An 18,998-nucleotide genomic window follows, 5' to 3' on the forward strand; every position below is an offset into this window, starting at 1 on the left:
GCGCCGTTCCGTCCCTTCGGCGGGCCGGGGGTGGTCCAGCAACAGAGGCAGTTTGGGGGTGCCTGTGGTTCGTATCCGGGTTCTCGTGGTGGACGACCACCGCATTTTCGCCGAGTCGCTCGCAGCGGCGCTCGCGGCCGAGCCGGACGTCGATGTGGCGGCGGCGGGCAGTGGCCCCGCCGCGCTGCGATGTCTGGAGCGGGCGGCCGCCGAGGGGCGAGGCTATGACGTGATGCTGATCGATGCCGAACTGGGCACCCTGGCCGCGGCGAGGGAGCACCGGGTACCCGTTCCGGTCCCCCGCAGCGGGGAGAACGGCCCGGTGGACGGCATCTCGCTGGTCGCCGGGGTCCGTTCGCGCCGGCCTTCCGTGCATGCGGTGGTGCTCGCCGAGAGGGACGACCCGCTCCGGGCCGCGCTTGCGCTGCAGGCCGGGGCCTCGGGCTGGGTCGCCAAGGACTGCTCGCTGCAACGGCTGCTTACGGTCATCCGGGGGGTGCTGCGCGACGAGACACATCTGCCCCCGGCGCTGCTCACGGGCGTGCTGCGGGAGCTGACGGCGGCGCGCAAGCACCGCACCGAGAGCGAGGAGCTGGTCGAGTCACTGACCCCGCGCGAGCGCGAGGTGCTGCGCTGCATGGTGGCGGGCCTGGGCCGCAAGGCAGTGGCGGAGCGGCTCTACCTCTCCCCGCACACGGTGCGTACGCACATGCAGAACGTGCTGGGGAAGCTCGGCGTGCACTCCACGCTGGCCGCGGTCGCGCTGGCCCGGCGGGCGGGTGTCGGACCGGCCGATCCGGAACCGGCCCTAGCCGGGGATGTTGTCGAACGGAGCGGTCAACTGGCGTAGCAGTCCAGCCAGTTCACCGCGCTGCCGGGTGGAGAGCTCGCCCAGGATGGCGCGCTCCTGGGCGAGCAGGCCGGCCAGCGACTGGTCGGCCTTGTCGCGCCCCTCGGCGGTGAGCCGGACCAGCACGCCGCGGCGGTCGCTGGGGTCGGGGAGCCGCTCGACGAGGTTCTTCTTGGTCAGCCGGTCGATGCGGTTGGTCATCGTGCCCGAGGTGACCAGGGTCTGGGTGAGGAGCTGGCCGGGGGACAGCTGATAAGGATCACCCGCGCGGCGCAGCGATGTGAGTACGTCGAACTCCCACGGTTCCAGATTGTGCTCGGAGAAGGCGATCCGGCGGGCCCGGTCCAGATGGCGGGCCAGGCGGGAGACGCGGCTGAGTACCTCGAGTGGTTCCACGTCGAGGTCGGGGCGCTCGCGGCGCCATGCAGCGACCAGTCGGTCGACCTCGTCCTCCATGTGGATCAGTGTAGAGGGTCTGTCGACATGAAGTCTCTTGAATTCGAGTGTCTTGACATCAAGATACTTATCGCGTGATCCTTGCTCCATGACCGCACCCACCTGGGATCCGCAGCAGTACCTGCGCCACGCGGACCATCGCACCCGCCCATTCCACGACCTCCTGGCCCGCATCGCCGAGCCTCCGGCCGCCCCCGCGCCCCGTGTCGCCGACCTCGGCTGCGGAGCGGGAAACGTCACCGCCCTCCTCGCCGACCGCTGGCCGAAGGCCCGGATCACCGGCTACGACAACTCCCCGCAGATGCTGGAGCGGGCCCGGGCGCACGCCGGCCCCCTCCTGGACTTCGTCGAGGCCGACGCGGCGACCTGGACCCCCGCGGAGCCGTACGACCTGATCGTCTCCAACGCCCTGCTCCAGTGGGTCCCGGACCACACCGCCCGCTTCCCGGACTGGCTGGACGCGATCACCCCCGGCGGCACGTTCGCCTTCCAGGTCCCCGGCAACTTCGACCAGCCCAGCCATGTCCTGATGCGGGAACTCGCCGGGGCCCCGCGCTGGCGCGACCGTCTGGCCGGCGAGCTGCGCCACGCCGACGCGGTGCTCAGCCCTGCCGCCTACCTCGACGCGCTGACGGCCCCCGGCATCACGGCCGACGTCTGGGAGACCACGTATCTGCATCTGCTGCCTGGCGAGGACCCGGTGCTCGACTGGGTGAAGGGCACCGGCCTGCGCCCCGTCCTGACGGCCCTCGCCGACGACCCCGAGGCCCGCGAAGCGTTCCTCACCGAATACCGCGACCAGCTCCGCACCGCCTACCCCAAGGGCCCGCACGGCACGGTGTTCCCGTTCCGCCGCATCTTCGCCGTCGCCCGCAAGGAGACGTGATGATCGCCGCCCTCGACCACGTCCAACTGGCCGCCCCCGAAGGCTCGGAGCCCGCCCTGCGCACCTACTACATCGACACCCTCGGCATGACGGAGCTGCCCAAGCCCCCGGCACTCGCCTCCCGCGGCGGCTGCTGGTTCCAGGCCGGTCCGGTCCAGCTCCACCTGGGCATCGAGCCCGGCTTCCGCCCGGCGAGGAAGGCCCACCCGGGCCTGCGTGTCACGGACATCGAGGCGTTCGCGGCGCGACTGGAGGAGCGCGGCGCCGAGGTGCGCTGGGACGGCGAACTGCCGGGGCACCGGCGCTTCTTCAGCCACGACCCGGTGGGGAACCGGCTGGAGTTCCTGGAGCCGGTGAAGTGACCGGCGTCAGAGGCGGTCGAGCGCGTCCAGCGTGATGTCGATGTCGATCGGGAACGGAACACCCGTCTTCAGCCGGTCGTGGTGGATCCCGGTCAGCGCGTACGCCTTGGACAGCGGATCCAGTTCATAGACCCGCACCACGGGGTGCTGGTCGGTGCCGGCCATCTCGACCAGCCAGAAGTTCGGGATGCCGGCCGCCGCGTACTTCTGCGGCTTGGCGTCGCGGTCGCGGGCCTCGGAGTCGGGGGAGACGACCTCGACGGCGAGGAGGACGTCGGCGGCCTGGAAGCGGGTCAATTCCCGTCCGGTGACGGCTTCGGCGCGGACAACGGAGATGTCGGGCTCGGGGCCGTTGCGGCGGTCGAGGACCACGGTCATTTCGCGGCGGATTTTCACATCCCGGGGCGCTGTGTGCCGTAGCCCGGACACCAACAGATCGATCACGGTGCCGTGAAAATCTCGTTGCGGACTCACAAAAACCAGGCTCCCGTCGAGCAGTTCAGTGTGCGGCGGGAGATCGGGCAAGGTGAACAGGTCGTCCACCGTGTATCCGTCCTGGGGCGGCACCGGCCAGCGGGAGCTGTGCGCGGTGATCGGCTCGGCGGTCATGGTTCCTCCCATGGACGGGATTCTTGGCCCTATGGACCACGGTAAAGGCCGGTTCCCCGTCCCGTCATCACAACGAGTGACCGCGGCCGGTTCAGCTCTTGCGGTGCCCTACCAGTCGCGGCTTCGACTCCAGGTTCTCCAGGCCGTGCCAGGCCAGGTTCACCAGATGGGCCGCGACCTCCGCCTTCTCCGGCTTGCGGGCGTTGACCCACCACTGGCCGGTCAGGGCGACCATGCCGACCAGCGCCTGGGCGTACAGCGGGGCCAGCTTCGGGTCGAAGCCGCGGGCCTTGAACTCCAGGCCCAGGATGTCCTCCACCTGGGTGGCGATGTCGCTGATGAGGGAGGCGAAGGTGCCCGTCGACTGGGCGACGGGGGAGTCGCGGACCAGGATGCGGAAGCCGTCCGTGTACGTCTCGATGTAGTCGAGCAGGGCGAACGCCGCCTGTTCCAGGAGTTCGCGGGGGTGGCCCGCGGTCAGGGCGCCGGTGACCATGTCGAGGAGCTGGCGCATCTCGCGGTCGACCACGACGGCGTACAGGCCCTCCTTGCCGCCGAAGTGCTCGTAGACGACCGGCTTGGAGACGCCGGCCCGGGCCGCGATCTCCTCGACCGAGGTGCCCTCGAAGCCCTTGTCGGCGAAGAGGGTGCGGCCGATGTCCAGCAGCTGCTCGCGGCGTTCCTTGCCGGTCATCCTCACCCGGCGGGTGCGCCGGACGGAGGGGGGACGGTTGTTCTCGCTGCTGGTGCTGGAGTCGGTCGCCACGTCGTCAATCATGCCGCGTCGGCGCGCGCGGGGTCGCGCCGGGAGTCGATACGGCGGGAGTCGATCCGGGCGGAGTCCGGCCAGCGCACGTCGTACGCCCAGCCCAGTTTCTCGAACCAGCGGATCAGCCGGGCGCTCGAATCGATCTGGCCCTTCATCACGCCGTGGCGCGCGCTCGTCGGGTCCGCGTGGTGCAGGTTGTGCCAGGACTCGCCGCAGGACAGGACCGCGAGCCACCACACGTTGCCGGACCGGTCACGGGACTTGAAAGGACGCTTGCCGACCGCGTGGCAGATGGAATTGATCGACCAGGTGACGTGGTGCAGCAGGGCCACCCGTACGAGAGAGCCCCAGAAGAAGGCGGTCGCCGCGCCCCACCACGACATCGTCACCAGACCGCCGACCAGCGGCGGGAACGCCAGCGACACGATCGTGCAGGTGAGGAAGTGGCGGGAGACCCCGCGGATCGCCGGATCCTTGATCAGATCGGGGGCGTACTTCTGCTGCGGAGTCTGCTCCTGGTCGAACATCCAGCCGATGTGCGCCCACCACAGGCCCTTCATCAGGGCGGGGAGGGTCTCGCCGAAACGCCACGGCGAGTGCGGATCGCCCTCCGCGTCGGAGAAGCGGTGGTGCTTGCGGTGGTCGGCCACCCAGCGCACCAGCGGGCCCTCCACGGCCAGCGAACCCGCGACGGCCAGAGCGATGCGGAGCGGACGCTTCGCCTTGAAGGAGCCATGGGTGAAGTAGCGGTGGAAGCCGATCGTGATGCCGTGGCAGCCGATGAAGTACATCGCCACGAGCAGACCCAGATCGAGCCCGCTCACGCCCCGGCCCCAGGCCAGCGGCACCGCGGCGACCAGTGCCACGAACGGCACCACGATGAACAGCAGAAGGGCGATCTGTTCGACCGACCGTTTGTTGTCCCCGCCGAGCGTGGCGGAGGGAAGGCCCTGACCGTCGGCCGCCGATGGCTGGGTGTCGTCGATCACAGCGGGGCTGGTGTTCATGGGGAGTCCCCTGGGGATGAGGAATACGACGGATAGCTCTGGTTACGCATCCGTAACCTACGGCTACGTAAGTATCGCAGCGCGGAGGCCCGCTGCACGAGAGCGCGACGGGCCGCCCGTGAAGGGAAACCCGATCGGGGCGCGAGCGGTGCCGACGGCGTGGACACCTATCCTGGTGGGGTCGGACAGCGCGGTCCGCACTCTGCTTCCCGGGGTGCCGTCAGTACCAGGCCCCGGAGTTCCCGTGCTCAACCACTGCAAGGAGCCGCACACTGTGAGCAGTGCCGACCAGACCCCCGCCGCCAGCCCCGAGCTGCGGGCCGACATCCGCCGCCTCGGTGATCTGCTGGGCGAGACCCTCGTACGCCAGGAGGGTCAGGAGCTCCTCGACCTCGTCGAGCGGGTCCGCGCCCTGACCCGCACCGACGGTGAGGCCGCGGCCGAACTCCTCGGCGACACGGACCTGGAGACCGCCGCGCAGCTCGTGCGCGCCTTCTCCACCTACTTCCACCTCGCCAACGTCACCGAGCAGGTCCACCGCGCCCACGAGATGCGCGACCGGCGCGCCGCCGAGGGCGGTCTCCTCGCCCGTACCGCCGACCGGCTGAAGGACGCGGACCCGGTCCACCTGCGCGAGACCGTCAAGAACCTCAACGTACGGCCCGTCTTCACCGCACACCCGACCGAGGCCGCACGGCGCTCCGTGCTGAACAAGCTCCGCCGCATCGCGGAGCTGCTGGAGACGCCCGTCATCGACGCCGACCGGCGCCGCCAGGATCTGCGGCTCGCCGAGAACATCGACCTCATCTGGCAGACCGACGAGCTGCGCGTGGTCCGGCCCGAGCCGGCCGACGAGGCCCGCAACGCCATCTACTACCTCGACGAGCTGCACACGGGCGCCGTCGGAGACGTACTCGAAGACCTGGCGGCCGAGCTGGAGCGGGTCGGCGTCGAGCTGCCCGCGGGCACCCGCCCCCTCACCTTCGGTACGTGGATCGGCGGCGACCGCGACGGCAACCCCAACGTGACACCCGCCGTCACCCGGGAGGTGCTGATCCTCCAGCACGAGCACGGCATCACCGACGCGCTGGAGCTCATCGACCACCTGCGCGGGCAGCTCTCCAACTCCATCCGCTACACCGGCGCCACCGACGAGCTGCTGACCTCGCTCCAGGCCGACCTGGAGCGCCTCCCCGAGATCAGCCCGCGCTACAAGCGGCTGAACGCAGAGGAGCCGTACCGCCTCAAGGCCACCTGCATCCGGCAGAAGCTCGTCAACACCCGCGAGCGCCTCGCCGGCGGCACCCCGCACCGCCCCGGCTGCGACTACCTCGGCACCGCCGAGCTCATCGCCGACCTGGAACTCATCCAGACCTCGCTGCGCGAGCACCGCGGCGGCCTGTTCGCCGACGGGCGGATGGACCGCACCATCCGCACGCTCGCCGCGTTCGGCCTCCAGCTGGCCACCATGGACGTACGCGAGCACGCGGACGCCCACCACCACGCCCTCGGCCAGCTCTTCGACCGGCTCGGCGAGGAGTCCTGGCGCTACGCCGACATGCCGCGCGACTACCGGCAGAAGCTGCTCGCCAAGGAGCTGCGCTCGCGCCGCCCGCTCGCCCCGACCCCGGCCCCGCTGGACGCCGCGGGCGAGAAGACCCTCGGCGTCTTCCACACCATCAAGGAAGCCTTCGAGCGGTTCGGCCCCGAGGTCATCGAGTCGTACATCATCTCGATGTGCCAGGGCGCCGACGACGTCTTCGCGGCCGCCGTCCTGGCCCGCGAGGCCGGACTGCTCGACCTGCACGGCGGCTGGGCCAAGATCGGCATCGTGCCGCTCCTGGAGACCACCGACGAGCTGCGCGCCGCAGACGTCATCCTCGACGAGATGCTCGCCGACCCGTCGTACCGCCGCCTCGTCTCGCTGCGCGGCGATGTGCAGGAGGTCATGCTCGGGTACTCCGACTCCTCCAAGTTCGGCGGCATCACCACCTCCCAGTGGGAGATCCACCGGGCGCAGCGCCGGCTGCGTGACGTCGCGCACCGCTACGGCGTACGGCTGCGGCTCTTCCACGGCCGCGGCGGCACCGTCGGCCGCGGCGGCGGCCCCTCGCACGACGCGATCCTCGCGCAGCCGTGGGGCACCCTCGAAGGCGAGATCAAGGTGACCGAGCAGGGCGAGGTCATCTCCGACAAGTACCTCATCCCGGCGCTCGCCAGGGAGAACCTGGAGCTGACCGTCGCGGCCACCCTCCAGGCCTCCGCGCTGCACACCGCGCCCCGCCAGTCCGACGAGGCCCTGGCGCGCTGGGACGCGGCGATGGACACCGTCTCCGACGCCGCGCACGCCGCGTACCGCAGGCTGGTCGAGGACCCGGACCTGCCCGCGTACTTCTTCGCCTCCACCCCGGTCGACCAGCTCGCCGAGCTGCACCTCGGGTCGCGCCCGTCGCGGCGTCCGGACTCCGGCGCCGGTCTGGACGGGCTGCGGGCCATCCCGTGGGTCTTCGGCTGGACCCAGTCACGGCAGATCGTGCCCGGCTGGTACGGCGTCGGCTCCGGGCTCAAGGCGCTGCGCGAGGCCGGTCCGGACACCGTTCTGGACGAGATGCACGAGCAGTGGCACTTCTTCCGGAACTTCATCTCGAACGTGGAGATGACGCTCGCCAAGACCGACCTGCGGATCGCCCGCCACTATGTCGACACACTCGTCCCGGACGAGCTGAAGCATGTCTTCGCCGACATCGAGGCCGAGCACGCGCTCACGGTCCAGGAGGTCCTGAGGGTCACCGGCGGCTCCGAACTGCTCGGCACCAGCCCGGTGCTCCAGCAGACCTTCGCCATCCGGGACGCCTACCTGGACCCGATCTCCTACCTCCAGGTCTCGCTGCTGGCCCGCCAGCGCGAGGCGGCGGCACGCGGCGAGGAAGCGGACCCGCTGCTCGCCAGGGCCCTGCTGCTCACCGTGAACGGTGTCGCCGCGGGCCTGCGCAACACCGGCTGAGCCCCCCGGTCGCGGGTGCGGCCCTGCTCAGAGGGCGAAGAACGTCGCCACCAGCAGGGTCGCGCCCGCGATCCCGGTGCCCCAGGCGGTCCGGGGCAGCCGCAGACCGCCGCCGATGACCAGGGCGGCCAGCAACAGCGCACCGCCCAGCGGTACCCAGGCATGCAGGAAGCCGGGTGTTCCGGTGCGCACGACATCGTCCGTGCCGGGCTTCACGACGACGGGGAAGCGATCGCCCCTCCGCGCCGCGACGGAGCTCTCGATCGTCACCCGGGGGCGCGCGGCGGCCTGACCGGACGGCGCGAACGGTCCGGTGCAGACATCGGCGCCGCAGCCCGTGACGGTCATCGTGCCGTGCTCGCGGCCCTTGGCCAGAACGATGTGGTGCGCCGAACCCCAGGAGGACACCACGCCCGCGACGAGCAGCAGCAGGACGACACAGCCCATGGCGGCGCTGCGGGCGTAGGCCAGGGCGCGGTGGGAGGAGCTCCGCTTCATGGGGAGCGATCCTTGGGCAGAGTAACGCTCGCGGTCAACTTATGGCCGAAAATCGCTGAGGTACCGGCGGGAATGTCAGAGTTGTACGCGCCGCGACCGTTGCTGCGGGTGTCAGGAGTTGTACGCGCTCTGCGCGCGCTCCAGACCCTCCGCGAGCAGGCACTCCACCGAGTCGGCGGCCCGGTCCACGAGGTAGGCGAGCTCCTTGCGCTCGGTGGACGAGAAGTCCTTCAGCACGAAGTCCGCGACCTGCATCCGGCCCGGCGGCCGGCCGATCCCGAACCGGACCCGGTGGTAGTCGGCCCCCATCGACTTGGTCATCGACTTGAGCCCGTTGTGCCCGTTGTCGCCGCCGCCCAGCTTCAGCCGGAGTGTCCCGTAATCGATGTCCAGCTCGTCGTGGATCGCCACGATGTGGTCGGTCGGCACCTTGTAGAAGTCGCGCAGCGCGGTGACGGGGCCGCCGGAGAGGTTCATGTACGACATCGGCTTGGCCAGGATCACCCGGCGGTTCTCAGGTCCCGGCGGGCCCATGCGGCCCTCGACGACCTGAGCCTGGGCCTTCTGCGCACGCTTGAACTTCCCGCCGATCCGCTCGGCGAGCAGGTCGGCGACCATGAAACCGACATTGTGCCGGTTCGCCGCGTACTCGGGACCGGGGTTGCCGAGGCCCACGATGAGCCAGGGTTCGGTGGCGTCGGACATCTGCGCTCGGTCTCCTCGCGTACGGATGGTTCCGGATGGCCCGGTTACAGGGAAACGGGGCGGCGGGCCCTCGAAGAAGGAACCGCCGCCCCGTCAGTGAAGCAGGGAAGGCGAGGCTCAGGCCTCGGCGCCCGCGGCCTCGGCGCCCTCGGCGGCCGGCTCCTCGGCCTGCGCGGAGACGACCTGGAGCACGACGGCGTCCTCGTCACCGGCCAGCACGGAGCCCTTGGGCAGCGGGACGTCCTTGGCGAGGATCGAGTCGCCGGCGTCCAGGCCCGCGATGGAGACCGTGACGGACTCGGGGATGTGGGTGGCCTCGGCCTCGACGAGCAGGGTGTTCTGCACGTACTCCAGGAGGTTGCCGCCCGGGGCCAGCTCGCCCTCGACGTGCACGGCGATCTCGACGTTGACCTTCTCGCCGCGCTTGACGGTCAGCAGGTCGACGTGCTCGATGTTGCCCTTGAGCGCGTTGCGCTGCACGGCCTTGGGGATGACCAGGGCGTCCTTGCCGTCGATCTCCAGACCGATCAGGACGTTGGCGGTCTTGAGCGCCATCATCAGGTCGTGGCCCGGCAGGTTGATGTGAACCGGCTCGGCACCGTGGCCGTAGACGACCGCGGGAACCAGGTTGGCGCGGCGGGTGCGACGGGCAGCGCCCTTGCCGAACTCGGTACGGACCTGGGCGGCGAGCTTGACCTCAGCCATGACTGCACTCCTCGTATGGTGACGAAACTTGGACGGTCACCCGGCCCACGACAGGCCTGCTACGAAGAGCGCGTCGATAACGGACCGCCGTACACATGAGTACGGCCTCCCTCGCCGAGCAACTCGCTGAGTCTACCCGGCGGGGAGGCCGCACCCCAAAGTGGATCTTCTGTGCTGTGCTGCCTACTGCTCTTCGAAGAGGCTGGTGACCGAGCCGTCCTCGAAGACCTCGCGCACCGCGCGGGCGATCGTCGGGGCGATCGAGAGCACCGTGATCTTGTCGAGCTCCAGCTCACCCGGGGTCGGCAGGGTGTCCGTGAAGACGAACTCGCTGACCTTGGAGTTCTTCAGACGGTCCGCGGCCGGACCGGAGAGCACACCGTGCGTGGCCGTCACTATGACGTCCTCGGCGCCGTGCGCGAACAGGGCGTCGGCGGCGGCGCAGATGGTGCCGCCGGTGTCGATCATGTCGTCGACCAGGACACAGACCCGGCCCTTGACGTTGCCGACGACCTCGTGGACGGTCACCTGGTTGGCGACGTCCTTGTCACGGCGCTTGTGGACGATCGCCAGCGGGGCGTCCAGGCGGTCGCACCAGCGGTCGGCGACGCGCACCCGGCCGGCGTCCGGGGAGACGATCGTCAGCTTCGAGCGGTCGACCTTGGCGCCGACGTAGTCGGCCAGGATCGGCAGCGCGAAGAGGTGGTCGACCGGGCCGTCGAAGAAGCCCTGGATCTGGTCGGTGTGCAGGTCGACGGTGAGGATGCGGTCGGCACCCGCCGTCTTCATCAGGTCGGCGACCAGACGGGCCGAGATCGGCTCGCGGCCGCGGTGCTTCTTGTCCTGGCGGGCGTATCCGTAGAACGGCACGATCACCGTGATGGAGCGGGCCGAGGCGCGCTTCAGCGCGTCCAGCATGATGAGCTGCTCCATGATCCACTTGTTGATCGGAGCGGTGTGGCTCTGGATCAGGAAGCAGTCGGCGCCGCGGGCGGACTCCTGGAAGCGGACGTAGATCTCACCGTTGGCGAAATCGAAGGCCTTCGTCGGCACGAGGCCGACACCCAGTTGGTGCGCAACCTCCTCGGCCAGCTCGGGGTGGGCGCGGCCGGAGAAGAGCATGAGTTTCTTCTCGCCGGTCGTCTTGATCCCGGTCACAGCACAGTCTCCTCAGACGTGTTTCTGGCGCTGCACGCATGTGTCCCGATGTGCAACGAGCCAGCCGAAATGGGGTGAGCATCTATCACGGTACGCCGTGCGCGGCGCACCTGTTTCCGGTCAGCTTTCGCCGTCGTGCTCCGGGGCGGCGGCCTCAGCTGCCTGCGCGGCGGCACTTCCCGGACGCTTGCGGGCAACCCAACCCTCGATATTCCTTTGCTGGCCGCGGGCGACAGCCAGCGAACCGGACGGTACGTCCTTGGTGATCACCGAGCCGGCCGCGGTGTAGACGCCGTCCCCGACCGTGACGGGAGCCACAAACATATTGTCCGACCCGGTACGGCAGTGTGAGCCGATCGTCGTGTGGTGCTTGGCCACGCCGTCGTAGTTCACGAAGACGCTGGCGGCACCGATGTTGGTGTGATCGCCGATCGTCGCGTCGCCGACATAGCTCAGGTGCGGGACCTTGGTGCCTTCGCCGATCGTGGCGTTCTTCATCTCCACGTAGGTGCCGGCCTTGGCCTTCGGGCCGAGCTTGGTGCCGGGCCGCAGATAGGCGTACGGGCCGACCGTCGCGCCCTCGCCGACCTCGGCCCGGTCCGCGACCGTGTTGTCCACGCGTGCGCCCGCGTGCACAACGGTGTCCGTGAGCCGGGTGTTGGGGCCGACCTCGGCGTCCTGGGCGAGATGCGTGCTGCCGAGCAGCTGGGTGCCCGGGTGCACGATCGCGTCCCGCTCGTAGGTGACGGTGGCGTCGATCAGCGTGGACGCCGGGTCCACGACGGTCACACCGGCGAGCATGGCCCGCTCCAGCAGCCGCTGGTTCAGCAGCCGCCGGGCCTCGGCCAACTGGACCCGGTTGTTGATGCCGAGGATCTCACGGTGGTCGTCGGCGACACAGGCGCCGACCCGGTGTCCGGCCTCACGCAGGATGGAGAGCACATCGGTGAGGTACTCCTCGCCCTGGCTGTTGTCGGTACGGACCTTGCCGAGGGCGTCCGTGAGCAGCCGGCCGTCGAAGGCGAACACCCCGGAGTTGATCTCCCGGATCGCACGCTGGGCGGCGGTGGCGTCCTTGTGCTCGACGATCTCGGTGACCGCACCGCTGGCCGGGTCGCGGACGATCCGGCCGTACCCGGTGGAGTCCGGGACCTCGGCGGTCAGCACGGTGACGGCGTTGGAGTCGGCCGTGTGGGTGGCGGCGAGCGCGGTGAGCGTCTCGCCGGAGAGCAGCGGGGTGTCGCCGCAGACGACGATCACGGTTCCCTCGACGGTCCCGCCGAGCTCGTCGAGACCGACGCGCACCGCGTTTCCGGTGCCCCTCTGCTGGGCCTGGTAGGCGGTCCGCAGCCGGTCGTCGACGGCGGTGAGATGCGCGCTGACCCGCTCGCTCTCGTGGCCGACGACCACGACGAGGTGTTCCGGGTCCAGTTCGCGGGAGGAGGCGACGACATGTCCGACGAGCGAGCGCCCGGAGATCTCGTGCAGAACCTTGGGGGTCTTCGACTTCATGCGGGTGCCCTCACCCGCTGCGAGGACGACGACGGCTGCCGGGCGGTTGGCGCTCACGGAAATGCCCTTCGGCTTCGGGTGGTGGACACCCGAAGGATACCGGGGGGGTACGGGGCGGACGTGAGTGCGGGCCCCGACCGGTGAGGTCGGGGCCCGCACTCAGAAAGCTCCCCTGCCAGGACTCGAACCTGGAACAAATCATCCAAAGTGACCCGTGTTGCCTATTACACCACAGGGGATGGCGATAACCATCAAACCGGACAAGTTGCTAACCGGCTGACGGTGCGGCATCTACTATGCCGCACCACCATCCCTCGATGCGACGGTAAAGGTCGGCGCCCTGCAAGACTTTGACCACGAGGCAGCCCCGGTAGTTGTCCCCCGTGTTCTTGCGGGCCGTCTTCGGGTTGTGCTTCTTGATCGTGGTTTTGTAGAACGCGGCGAGGTCGGCGCCAGTGAGATCGGCCCAGTATTGCTCGGCGGCTGCTACGTCGGCAGTCTCGTGGATCATGACGCCGTAACGCACCTGCTCGCGATTGACTCCGAGCAGGTCGAGCCATGCGAGGTATGTCGTGATCATTCCAGGGTCGCTGTTTACAAATGCCACCGTTTCGCGTCGGTCGTACGACTTGTCCTTGGTCCCTTCTGACCAGTAGAGACCAACGCCGATCAGGAAGAGCTCGCGCCCCGTCACTGCGCCGATCTCCTGTTTGGCGGCATGTTTGATCCGTTGCCGCTCAGTGTCCCGTACCGCCAGTTCATGGTCCCATCGCATCCGTCCGGCGAGGCGCGCCTGCTCGACGGCGGTGCGGCTCCGGACGGGTTTCGGCAGATCTCGCACCCACAGCGAGATCGAGCTCTTCGAGCACCCCAGCTCCACCTGGATCTGGTCGTAGGTCATCCCCTGTAGTCGCAGTTCGCGTGCCTTCTTGCGCAGGTCGTCCTTGGTGTTCGGGCGCTTCGTCCACTCCGGGGCGGGCTCGCCCTCCAGGAGGCGGTTCAGGATGTCGTTGTTGTCCACGAACAGCCGGTCGCGGATCTGGCGGCGGCTGAGGCCCTCCCGGCGCAGGCGATCGCCTGCTCGCGCAGGCCTTCGAAGTCGGCGTACTTGCTCGTGATTTTCGTCATGCGACAAGCGCTGTCCGGAATGCGGACGTCCGGTGCGAAAGCCTGATCGATTCACCATTTCAAGCGATAAGTGGTTGTTCTGTCTCTGTTCGGCAGACGCACGTGCTGTCCAGGTCGTCCGAAAATGAGGTGCGTCCGCCCGTAGGCTGGACCGCATGACCGCAACGGGGGCATACCGGGAAGCCGCGGGTGGGACCACCCGCGGCTATTGGTGGTGGGAACGGCGGCGCGCTGTCGCCCTGGACGTGGGGCTCGCGCTCCTGTCGGCGCTGGAATGCGCGCTGGAAGGGGTGGAGTTCGCCGGGAACACGGGGCTGCCGGTGCCGGTCGGTGTCGTGTTCGGGCTGCTCGCGGGGTCCGTGCTGGTGGTGCGGCGGCGCTGGCCGATCGCCGTGGTGCTGGTGTCGATCGCGACGACGCCCGCCGAGATGGGCTTCCTGATGGGCCTGGTCGGCCTCTACACGCTGGCCGCCTCCGACGTACCGCGAAGAATCACCGCGGTGCTGATGGGGATGTCCTTCATGGGGACGTTCATCGTCACGTACGTACGGCTGCAGCAGAGCGTCTCCCAGCAGACCGACTTCGGGCGCGACGACTGGTACGTACCGCTGATGTCCCTCTTCATGTCGCTCGGGCTCACCGCACCGCCCGTGCTGTTCGGCCTCTACATAGGGGCCAGGCGGCGGCTGATGGAGAGCCTTCGGGAGCGGGCGGACTCGCTGGAGCGGGAGCTGTCGCTGCTCGCCGACCGGGCCGAGGAACGGGCCGAGTGGGCGCGTACGGAGGAGCGCCACCGGATCGCCCGCGAGATGCACGACGTGGTCGCGCATCGGGTCAGCCTGATGGTCGTGCACGCCGCCGCGCTCCAGGCCGTCGCGCCGAAGGACCCGGCGAAAGCGGTGCGGAACGCCGCCCTGGTCGGAGACATGGGCCGCCAGGCGCTGACCGAGCTGCGCGAGATGCTCGGGGTGCTGCGGAGCGGGGAGCCCGCGGCGGCCCGGTCCGCGAAGCCGCCGCTCGCCTCGGTCGGCCGGGCGGCGGCGGCCGCGGCGGCCGCCGCCGCGGAGGACGGGCCCCGGCTGCACGAGGTGGAGACCCTGGTCGGGGAATCCAGGGCGGCCGGCATGACCGTGGAACTCTCGGTGGACGGCGAGGCCCGCCCGTACGCGCCCGAGGTCGAGCAGACCGCGTACCGGGTGGTGCAGGAGGCCCTGACGAACGTGCACAAGCACGCGGCGGGCGCGAAGGCGTGGGTGCGGCTTGCGCACCGGGGCTCGGAAGTCGCGATGCAGGTGGAGAACGGTCCGTCGGACGCCGCCACGGCGGATGCGAGGCTGCCGAGCGGGGGCAACGGGCTGGTCGGCATGCGGGAGCGGGTGCTGGGGCTCGGCGGCGTTTTCGTCTCCGGGCCGACGGATGCGGGCGGCTTCCGGGTGTCGGCGGTACTGCCGGACCGGGGGGCGGCCTGACCCGCCCTGCGGCCTCGCTTCGTCCTGGATCGCCGGGCGGGCGATTTTGGCCCGTCCGGCGTCCGAGGACGAAGCCGGGACGGTGGGTTGCCGGGGCGGAATCGTGACCGGGCACGGCCGGGGGCCGTCTTGTCCTCGATCGCCGGACGGGCCGGAAAATAAGGCCGCTCAGCCCAGGACGAGGCGCTTCGGCTGGATGCCGCCGACCAGCGTTGCCAGCGCCTGGTCGATGTCCGGGCCGAGGTACCAGTCCCCGGTGTGATCGATGCTGTACACCCGCCCCTGCGTATCGATCGCGAGGACGGCCTGCCCGTCCCCCTCCTCGCCCAGCGGGCCGACCTCGGTCTCCAGTGCCCGGCCGAGGTCGCCGAGAGTGCGGGCGAGATGCAGTCCGCTCAGCGGATCGATGCGCACCGAGGCCGGTGCGATCTGCCGGCCCGGCGCGGACGTCGTGATGTGCAGCCCGCCGAACTCCGCCCATGCCTCCACGGCCGCCGGGAAGACCGCGTGCTGATGGCCGGCGGGCGACGCGTGCGAGCGCAGTGCGTCGGCCCACTTCTCGGCCTGCCGGATGTCCCAGCGGCCGGGCTGCCAGCCCGCGGCGCGCAGGGCGGCGTCGACCGCGACGGGGAAACGGGTCGAGGAGTGGCGGTCGCGGTCCGCGGGGCCCGCCTGTTCGGGTAGGTCGGTTCGGTCGTGCATCGGCGCGCGGTCAGCCCTTCTCGGCGGTGGTCGCCGCCCCGGTGGTCGTGAGGTCGACGGGGCGTACGCCGAAGTGGGCGAGCATCGCCTCGCAGGAGCGGCACGGCGGCGCGTAACTGCCGTGCATCGGGTCGCCGTCCTCACGGATGCGCCGTGCGGTGAGCCGTGAGTGCTTCAGGGCGCGGCGGGCCTCGCCGTTGGTCAGCGGCTTGCGCTGGGCCCGCTTGGAACGGCCGGCTTCGGCCGCGGTGAGCTGCCGGGAGAGCAGTATCGCCTCGGGGCAGCGGCCGGTGAAGCGTTCGCGCTGGCCGCTGGTGAGGGTGTCGAGGAAGTCCTGGACCAGTGGGTGCAGTACGGGCGGCTGGTCGCCCTTGCCCGCCGTGCAGGTGAGCGTCTCACCGCGTACGGACAGCGCTGCGGCCACCGCGGGCAGGATGCCGTCGCGGCGGTGGTGCAGCCGGGGTGTGAGGCTGGTTCCGGTGTTGCTCCAGTTGAGGCGTGGATCCCCGGATGTGACTGTTCGTGCGCTGTGCATGGTGCTTTTCCCTCCCGTGCCCGCAGCGGTAGCTGCGCGATGTGCACGCCCCCGAGTTGCGGTGACAGCCTGCCAAATGTCCCGGCTGGTGGGGAAGCTGGGGCGGGGAAACGCGTCTCCGTGTCACCCGGCAGTGGCAGGAGCATCGCTCGTCAGTCACGTCGCTGTGACGGTTCGTGACGGTAGGGGAGAGGGGTGGCGTAGGGGCGAGACCCGCTCTTGCGCCACCGCATAGGCTGTGCCCGGACCGCCCCCTTGGGCAGGTCGGTCCTCACCAGTCAGACGCAGCAGGGGGCAACCGCCATGACGACAGGTCGGCTCGGGCAGCAAGCCGCGCCACCGAACGCGGCCTATGCCGGGCAGCTCGTGCATTTCCCGGACCCGGTCCGGGCGTCCCGCCACCCCAGAGGTGTGCGCATGGACGAGAACGGCAGCCCGGACTTCGCGCCGTACGCGCGCGCCGCCGCCGAGATCGCCGAGCCCCCGCAGGGCTTCGGCGTCGACGAACTGCGGCTCACCGACTACGTCTCGGCCAACGCGGCGCTGGCGGCGAGCGGCCATGAGCTGTGGGACACGATTCCCGCGGTCGCCACCCCGCACGGCTGGACCTGGCACCACGTCCCCGGCGGCCGGCGCATGGAGCTGGTCCCGGTCGAGGTCAAGGCGCTGCTCAGGCACCATGGCGGCCTCGCCGCCACCGCGGTCGACCAGAACAAGCGCGGCACCCGCCCGCTGCAGGAGACCCGGCCCGCGCACTTCCGGCTGCCCAAGGGTGCCGTCGCGGTGAGCGAGCAGCAGATCCTGGGCGTCGAGGAGGACCTCGGCTACCGGCTGCCCGGTGCCTACCGCTCCTTCCTCAAGGCGGCGGGCGGCTCGGCCCCGGTCGGTGCGGCGCTCGACGCGGAGCTCGGTCTCCTGGTCGACCAGCCGTTCTTCACGGTGCGCGAGGAGGCCGCCGTGAACGACCTGGTGTACGTCAACAAGTGCCTGCGGGACCATCTCACCAAGGACTACCTGGGCGTCGGCTTCGTCCAGGGCGGCATCCTCGCGGTGAAGGTGAAGGGCGACGGTGTCGGCTCGGTCTGGTTCTGCGCGTACGACGACGCCCGCGACCAGGACGGCTGGAACGTGCAGGAGCGGGTGGACCGGCTGCTGCTGCCGTGCGGCGGCGACTTCGACGCCTTCCTGCAGCGTCTGGCGGGCAATCCGCCGGAGCTGGAGACCGTGGCGAACCTGATGGTGGACGGCGGCTTCGCGCGGGCCGTCCCGGTGGAGGGGTGAGCGCGATGGTGACCTTTGCGCAGGCGCAGGAGCGCGCGGACGAGTGGATCAACGGCGACGTGCCCGCGTACCAGCACCGCGAGGTGCGGGTGCGGGAGTTCGAGCTGGGCTTCGTGGCGTGGGGCGAGGACCGTGCCGAGGGTCCCGTCTCGGACGGCGGCCGGCAGCGGCTGGTGATCGCCAGGGACAGCGGTGAGGCCACCCTGTGGCCGGGGCTGCCGGTGGGCGAGGTGATCCGGCGGTACGAGGAGGAGTACGGCGCACACGATGCGGCACCGGACGCTCCGGAGCCGCCGCAGCGCATCGACTTGAACCAGACGTCCTTCCTGTTGAGCCCCCCGGAGTGGCTCCAGGAAGCGGCCGACAAGCTGGGCATCCCGGACCGTCGGGCGGACCGGGAAGCGGCTCCTTCGGCCCCTTCGGCCCCTTCGGCCCCTTCGGCCACTTTGCCCCCCGTCGCCCCTGCTGCTTCCGCGCCCGCGGCTGTGCAGGGTTCGCCGGGCGGGCCGGTCGCGTACGAGCCCACCGCCCAGGACGGCGTTCCGGTGTCCCCGCCGAACGTGCCCGTCGGGTCGACCCCCTGGGCCGGGACCGACACCAACGGGGGCTCCGACGACGGTGCGGTGCCCCTGCCGGCCACGGTGTTCGCACCGCCGCTCTCGGGCGCCGACGACGACGGCACCCCGCCGCCGGCCGTACCGGCCGATGCGCCGACCGCCCTGATGTCCGGTGGCAGCCAGCTGCCCCGGACGGCGGTCGTCCCCGGCCTGGACCAGCAGGGAATCGGCACACCTGCACCCGGAACACCTGCCCCGAATGCCCCGAATGCTCCCGGCCCCGGCGCCGGTGACATCGCGGATGCGGCCACCAGCAAGGCCGTCGTGCCGCCGCGCGGTGCGCGCGGGGGCGGTTCGACGACCCCGCCGCCGCCCGGTGCCCCCGGCATCCCGGGCGCCAGGCCGGGTGCGCCCGTGCCACCGCCCTCGGGACCGGGTGCGCCCGGCGCTCCGGCGGGCGGGTACCTGCCGACGCAACTCGTCCCCCAGCAGGGCCCGCCCGGCGCCCCGCAGCCGCCCGGCCCTCCCGGGCCCCCGGCGCCCCCCGGTCCTCCCGCTCCTCCTGGTTCGACGCCGCCGCCCGGTGGCGGGGTGCACCATGCGGCGACGATGTTCGCGGACCCGGGCATGGGCGGTCCGGGTGCGCCGCAGCCTCCGGGTCCGCCGGGAGTCCCTGGGGCCCCGCGGCCGCCCGGTCCTCCCGGGCCTCCGGCGCCCCCCGGTCCTCCCGCTCCTCCTGGTTCGACGCCGCCGCCCGGTGGCGGGGTGCACCATGCGGCGACGATGTTCGCGGACCCGGGCATGG

Annotated in this window: 17 protein-coding genes, 1 tRNA gene and 2 pseudogenes; 7 read left to right on the forward strand and 13 right to left on the reverse strand. The window is 70.7% G+C overall.

Features of this window, described 5'->3' with window-relative positions:
- Positions 1 to 64: 64 nt before the first annotated feature.
- On the forward strand, positions 65 to 850 hold the full coding sequence (locus ACIPEK_RS26110) for a LuxR C-terminal-related transcriptional regulator (protein WP_402000716.1): 786 nt from the start codon (positions 65 to 67) through the stop codon (positions 848 to 850).
- On the opposite strand, the gene ACIPEK_RS26115 is transcribed toward ACIPEK_RS26110, so the two are convergent.
- Complete coding sequence (locus ACIPEK_RS26115; protein ID WP_351257642.1) at positions 809 to 1,306, reverse strand: MarR family transcriptional regulator; 498 nt, start codon at positions 1,304 to 1,306, stop codon at positions 809 to 811. The genes ACIPEK_RS26110 and ACIPEK_RS26115 overlap by 42 nt on opposite strands.
- 88 nt (positions 1,307 to 1,394) lie before the next feature.
- On the opposite strand from ACIPEK_RS26115, the gene ACIPEK_RS26120 reads away from it, so the two are divergent.
- Together ACIPEK_RS26120 and ACIPEK_RS26125 are read left to right on the forward strand one after the other, a co-directional pair.
- The gene (locus tag ACIPEK_RS26120) at positions 1,395 to 2,192 is read left to right on the forward strand and encodes a trans-aconitate 2-methyltransferase (protein WP_402000500.1); all 798 of its coding nucleotides are present in this window, start codon (positions 1,395 to 1,397) and stop codon (positions 2,190 to 2,192) included.
- The gene (locus ACIPEK_RS26125) at positions 2,192 to 2,554 is read left to right on the forward strand and encodes a VOC family protein (protein WP_402000503.1); all 363 of its coding nucleotides are present in this window, start codon (positions 2,192 to 2,194) and stop codon (positions 2,552 to 2,554) included. The genes ACIPEK_RS26120 and ACIPEK_RS26125 overlap by 1 nt, the downstream gene beginning before the upstream one ends.
- Before the next feature lie 6 nt (positions 2,555 to 2,560).
- Here ACIPEK_RS26125 and ACIPEK_RS26130 read toward each other — a convergent pair whose 3' ends face one another.
- The 3 genes from ACIPEK_RS26130 to ACIPEK_RS26140 form a co-directional block, all read right to left on the reverse strand.
- Positions 2,561 to 3,163, reverse strand: coding sequence for a Uma2 family endonuclease (locus ACIPEK_RS26130; protein WP_402000719.1), 603 nt, complete (start codon positions 3,161 to 3,163; stop codon positions 2,561 to 2,563).
- Between the two features lie 91 nt (positions 3,164 to 3,254).
- Positions 3,255 to 3,941, reverse strand: a complete 687-nt coding sequence (locus ACIPEK_RS26135) for a TetR family transcriptional regulator (RefSeq protein WP_383068206.1) — start codon at positions 3,939 to 3,941, stop codon at positions 3,255 to 3,257.
- Positions 3,938 to 4,939: an acyl-CoA desaturase gene (locus ACIPEK_RS26140; RefSeq protein WP_402000506.1), complete on the reverse strand. Its 1,002-nt coding sequence runs from the start codon at positions 4,937 to 4,939 to the stop codon at positions 3,938 to 3,940. Before ACIPEK_RS26140 ends, ACIPEK_RS26135 begins: the two co-directional genes overlap by 4 nt.
- 274 nt (positions 4,940 to 5,213) lie before the next feature.
- Between ACIPEK_RS26140 and ppc the strand changes: the two genes are divergently transcribed.
- Positions 5,214 to 7,943 (forward strand): phosphoenolpyruvate carboxylase, encoded by a 2,730-nt coding sequence (gene ppc, locus ACIPEK_RS26145; RefSeq protein ID WP_383068202.1) that lies wholly within the window; start codon positions 5,214 to 5,216, stop codon positions 7,941 to 7,943.
- A gap of 27 nt (positions 7,944 to 7,970) precedes the next feature.
- On the opposite strand, the gene ACIPEK_RS26150 is transcribed toward ppc, so the two are convergent.
- From ACIPEK_RS26150 to ACIPEK_RS26180, 7 genes and pseudogenes are all read right to left on the reverse strand, one after another.
- Positions 7,971 to 8,441, reverse strand: coding sequence for a hypothetical protein (locus ACIPEK_RS26150; protein ID WP_402000509.1), 471 nt, complete (start codon positions 8,439 to 8,441; stop codon positions 7,971 to 7,973).
- Positions 8,442 to 8,552: 111 nt separating this feature from the next.
- A complete protein-coding gene (gene pth / locus ACIPEK_RS26155; protein WP_114244947.1) occupies positions 8,553 to 9,146 on the reverse strand; it encodes an aminoacyl-tRNA hydrolase in 594 nt (197 codons plus the stop codon).
- Between the two features lie 117 nt (positions 9,147 to 9,263).
- Positions 9,264 to 9,851 (reverse strand): 50S ribosomal protein L25/general stress protein Ctc, encoded by a 588-nt coding sequence (locus ACIPEK_RS26160; RefSeq protein WP_383068198.1) that lies wholly within the window; start codon positions 9,849 to 9,851, stop codon positions 9,264 to 9,266.
- 183 nt (positions 9,852 to 10,034) lie between these two features.
- A complete protein-coding gene (locus ACIPEK_RS26165; RefSeq protein WP_030976866.1) occupies positions 10,035 to 11,009 on the reverse strand; it encodes a ribose-phosphate diphosphokinase in 975 nt (324 codons plus the stop codon).
- 120 nt (positions 11,010 to 11,129) lie between these two features.
- Complete coding sequence (gene glmU, locus ACIPEK_RS26170; RefSeq protein ID WP_402000513.1) at positions 11,130 to 12,578, reverse strand: bifunctional UDP-N-acetylglucosamine diphosphorylase/glucosamine-1-phosphate N-acetyltransferase GlmU; 1,449 nt, start codon at positions 12,576 to 12,578, stop codon at positions 11,130 to 11,132.
- Positions 12,579 to 12,688: 110 nt separating this feature from the next.
- Positions 12,689 to 12,760: transfer RNA gene (locus tag ACIPEK_RS26175), tRNA-Gln, on the reverse strand.
- Positions 12,761 to 12,789: 29 nt separating this feature from the next.
- Positions 12,790 to 13,649 (reverse strand): annotated as a pseudogene (locus tag ACIPEK_RS26180) (hypothetical protein).
- Between the two features lie 155 nt (positions 13,650 to 13,804).
- Between ACIPEK_RS26180 and ACIPEK_RS26185 the strand changes: the two are divergent.
- On the forward strand, positions 13,805 to 15,118 hold the full coding sequence (locus tag ACIPEK_RS26185) for a sensor histidine kinase (RefSeq protein WP_402000516.1): 1,314 nt from the start codon (positions 13,805 to 13,807) through the stop codon (positions 15,116 to 15,118).
- 168 nt (positions 15,119 to 15,286) lie between these two features.
- On the opposite strand, the gene ACIPEK_RS26190 is transcribed toward ACIPEK_RS26185, so the two are convergent.
- Together ACIPEK_RS26190 and ACIPEK_RS26195 are read right to left on the reverse strand one after the other, a co-directional pair.
- The gene (locus tag ACIPEK_RS26190) at positions 15,287 to 15,820 is read right to left on the reverse strand and encodes an SUKH-3 domain-containing protein (RefSeq protein ID WP_402000519.1); all 534 of its coding nucleotides are present in this window, start codon (positions 15,818 to 15,820) and stop codon (positions 15,287 to 15,289) included.
- Positions 15,821 to 15,830: 10 nt separating this feature from the next.
- The gene (locus ACIPEK_RS26195) at positions 15,831 to 16,355 is read right to left on the reverse strand and encodes a YwqJ-related putative deaminase (RefSeq protein WP_383068185.1); all 525 of its coding nucleotides are present in this window, start codon (positions 16,353 to 16,355) and stop codon (positions 15,831 to 15,833) included.
- A 303-nt stretch (positions 16,356 to 16,658) separates the two neighbouring features.
- Between ACIPEK_RS26195 and ACIPEK_RS26200 the strand changes: the two genes are divergently transcribed.
- Entirely contained in the window at positions 16,659 to 17,636 is a 978-nt protein-coding gene (locus ACIPEK_RS26200) for an SMI1/KNR4 family protein (protein ID WP_383068183.1), read from the forward strand.
- Positions 17,637 to 17,641: 5 nt separating this feature from the next.
- Positions 17,642 to 18,998 (forward strand): annotated as a pseudogene (locus tag ACIPEK_RS26205) (hypothetical protein); the annotation flags it as partial.

The organism is Streptomyces sp. NPDC088246 (assembly GCF_044741025.1).
In the GTDB taxonomy this organism is placed as follows: domain Bacteria; phylum Actinomycetota; class Actinomycetes; order Streptomycetales; family Streptomycetaceae; genus Streptomyces.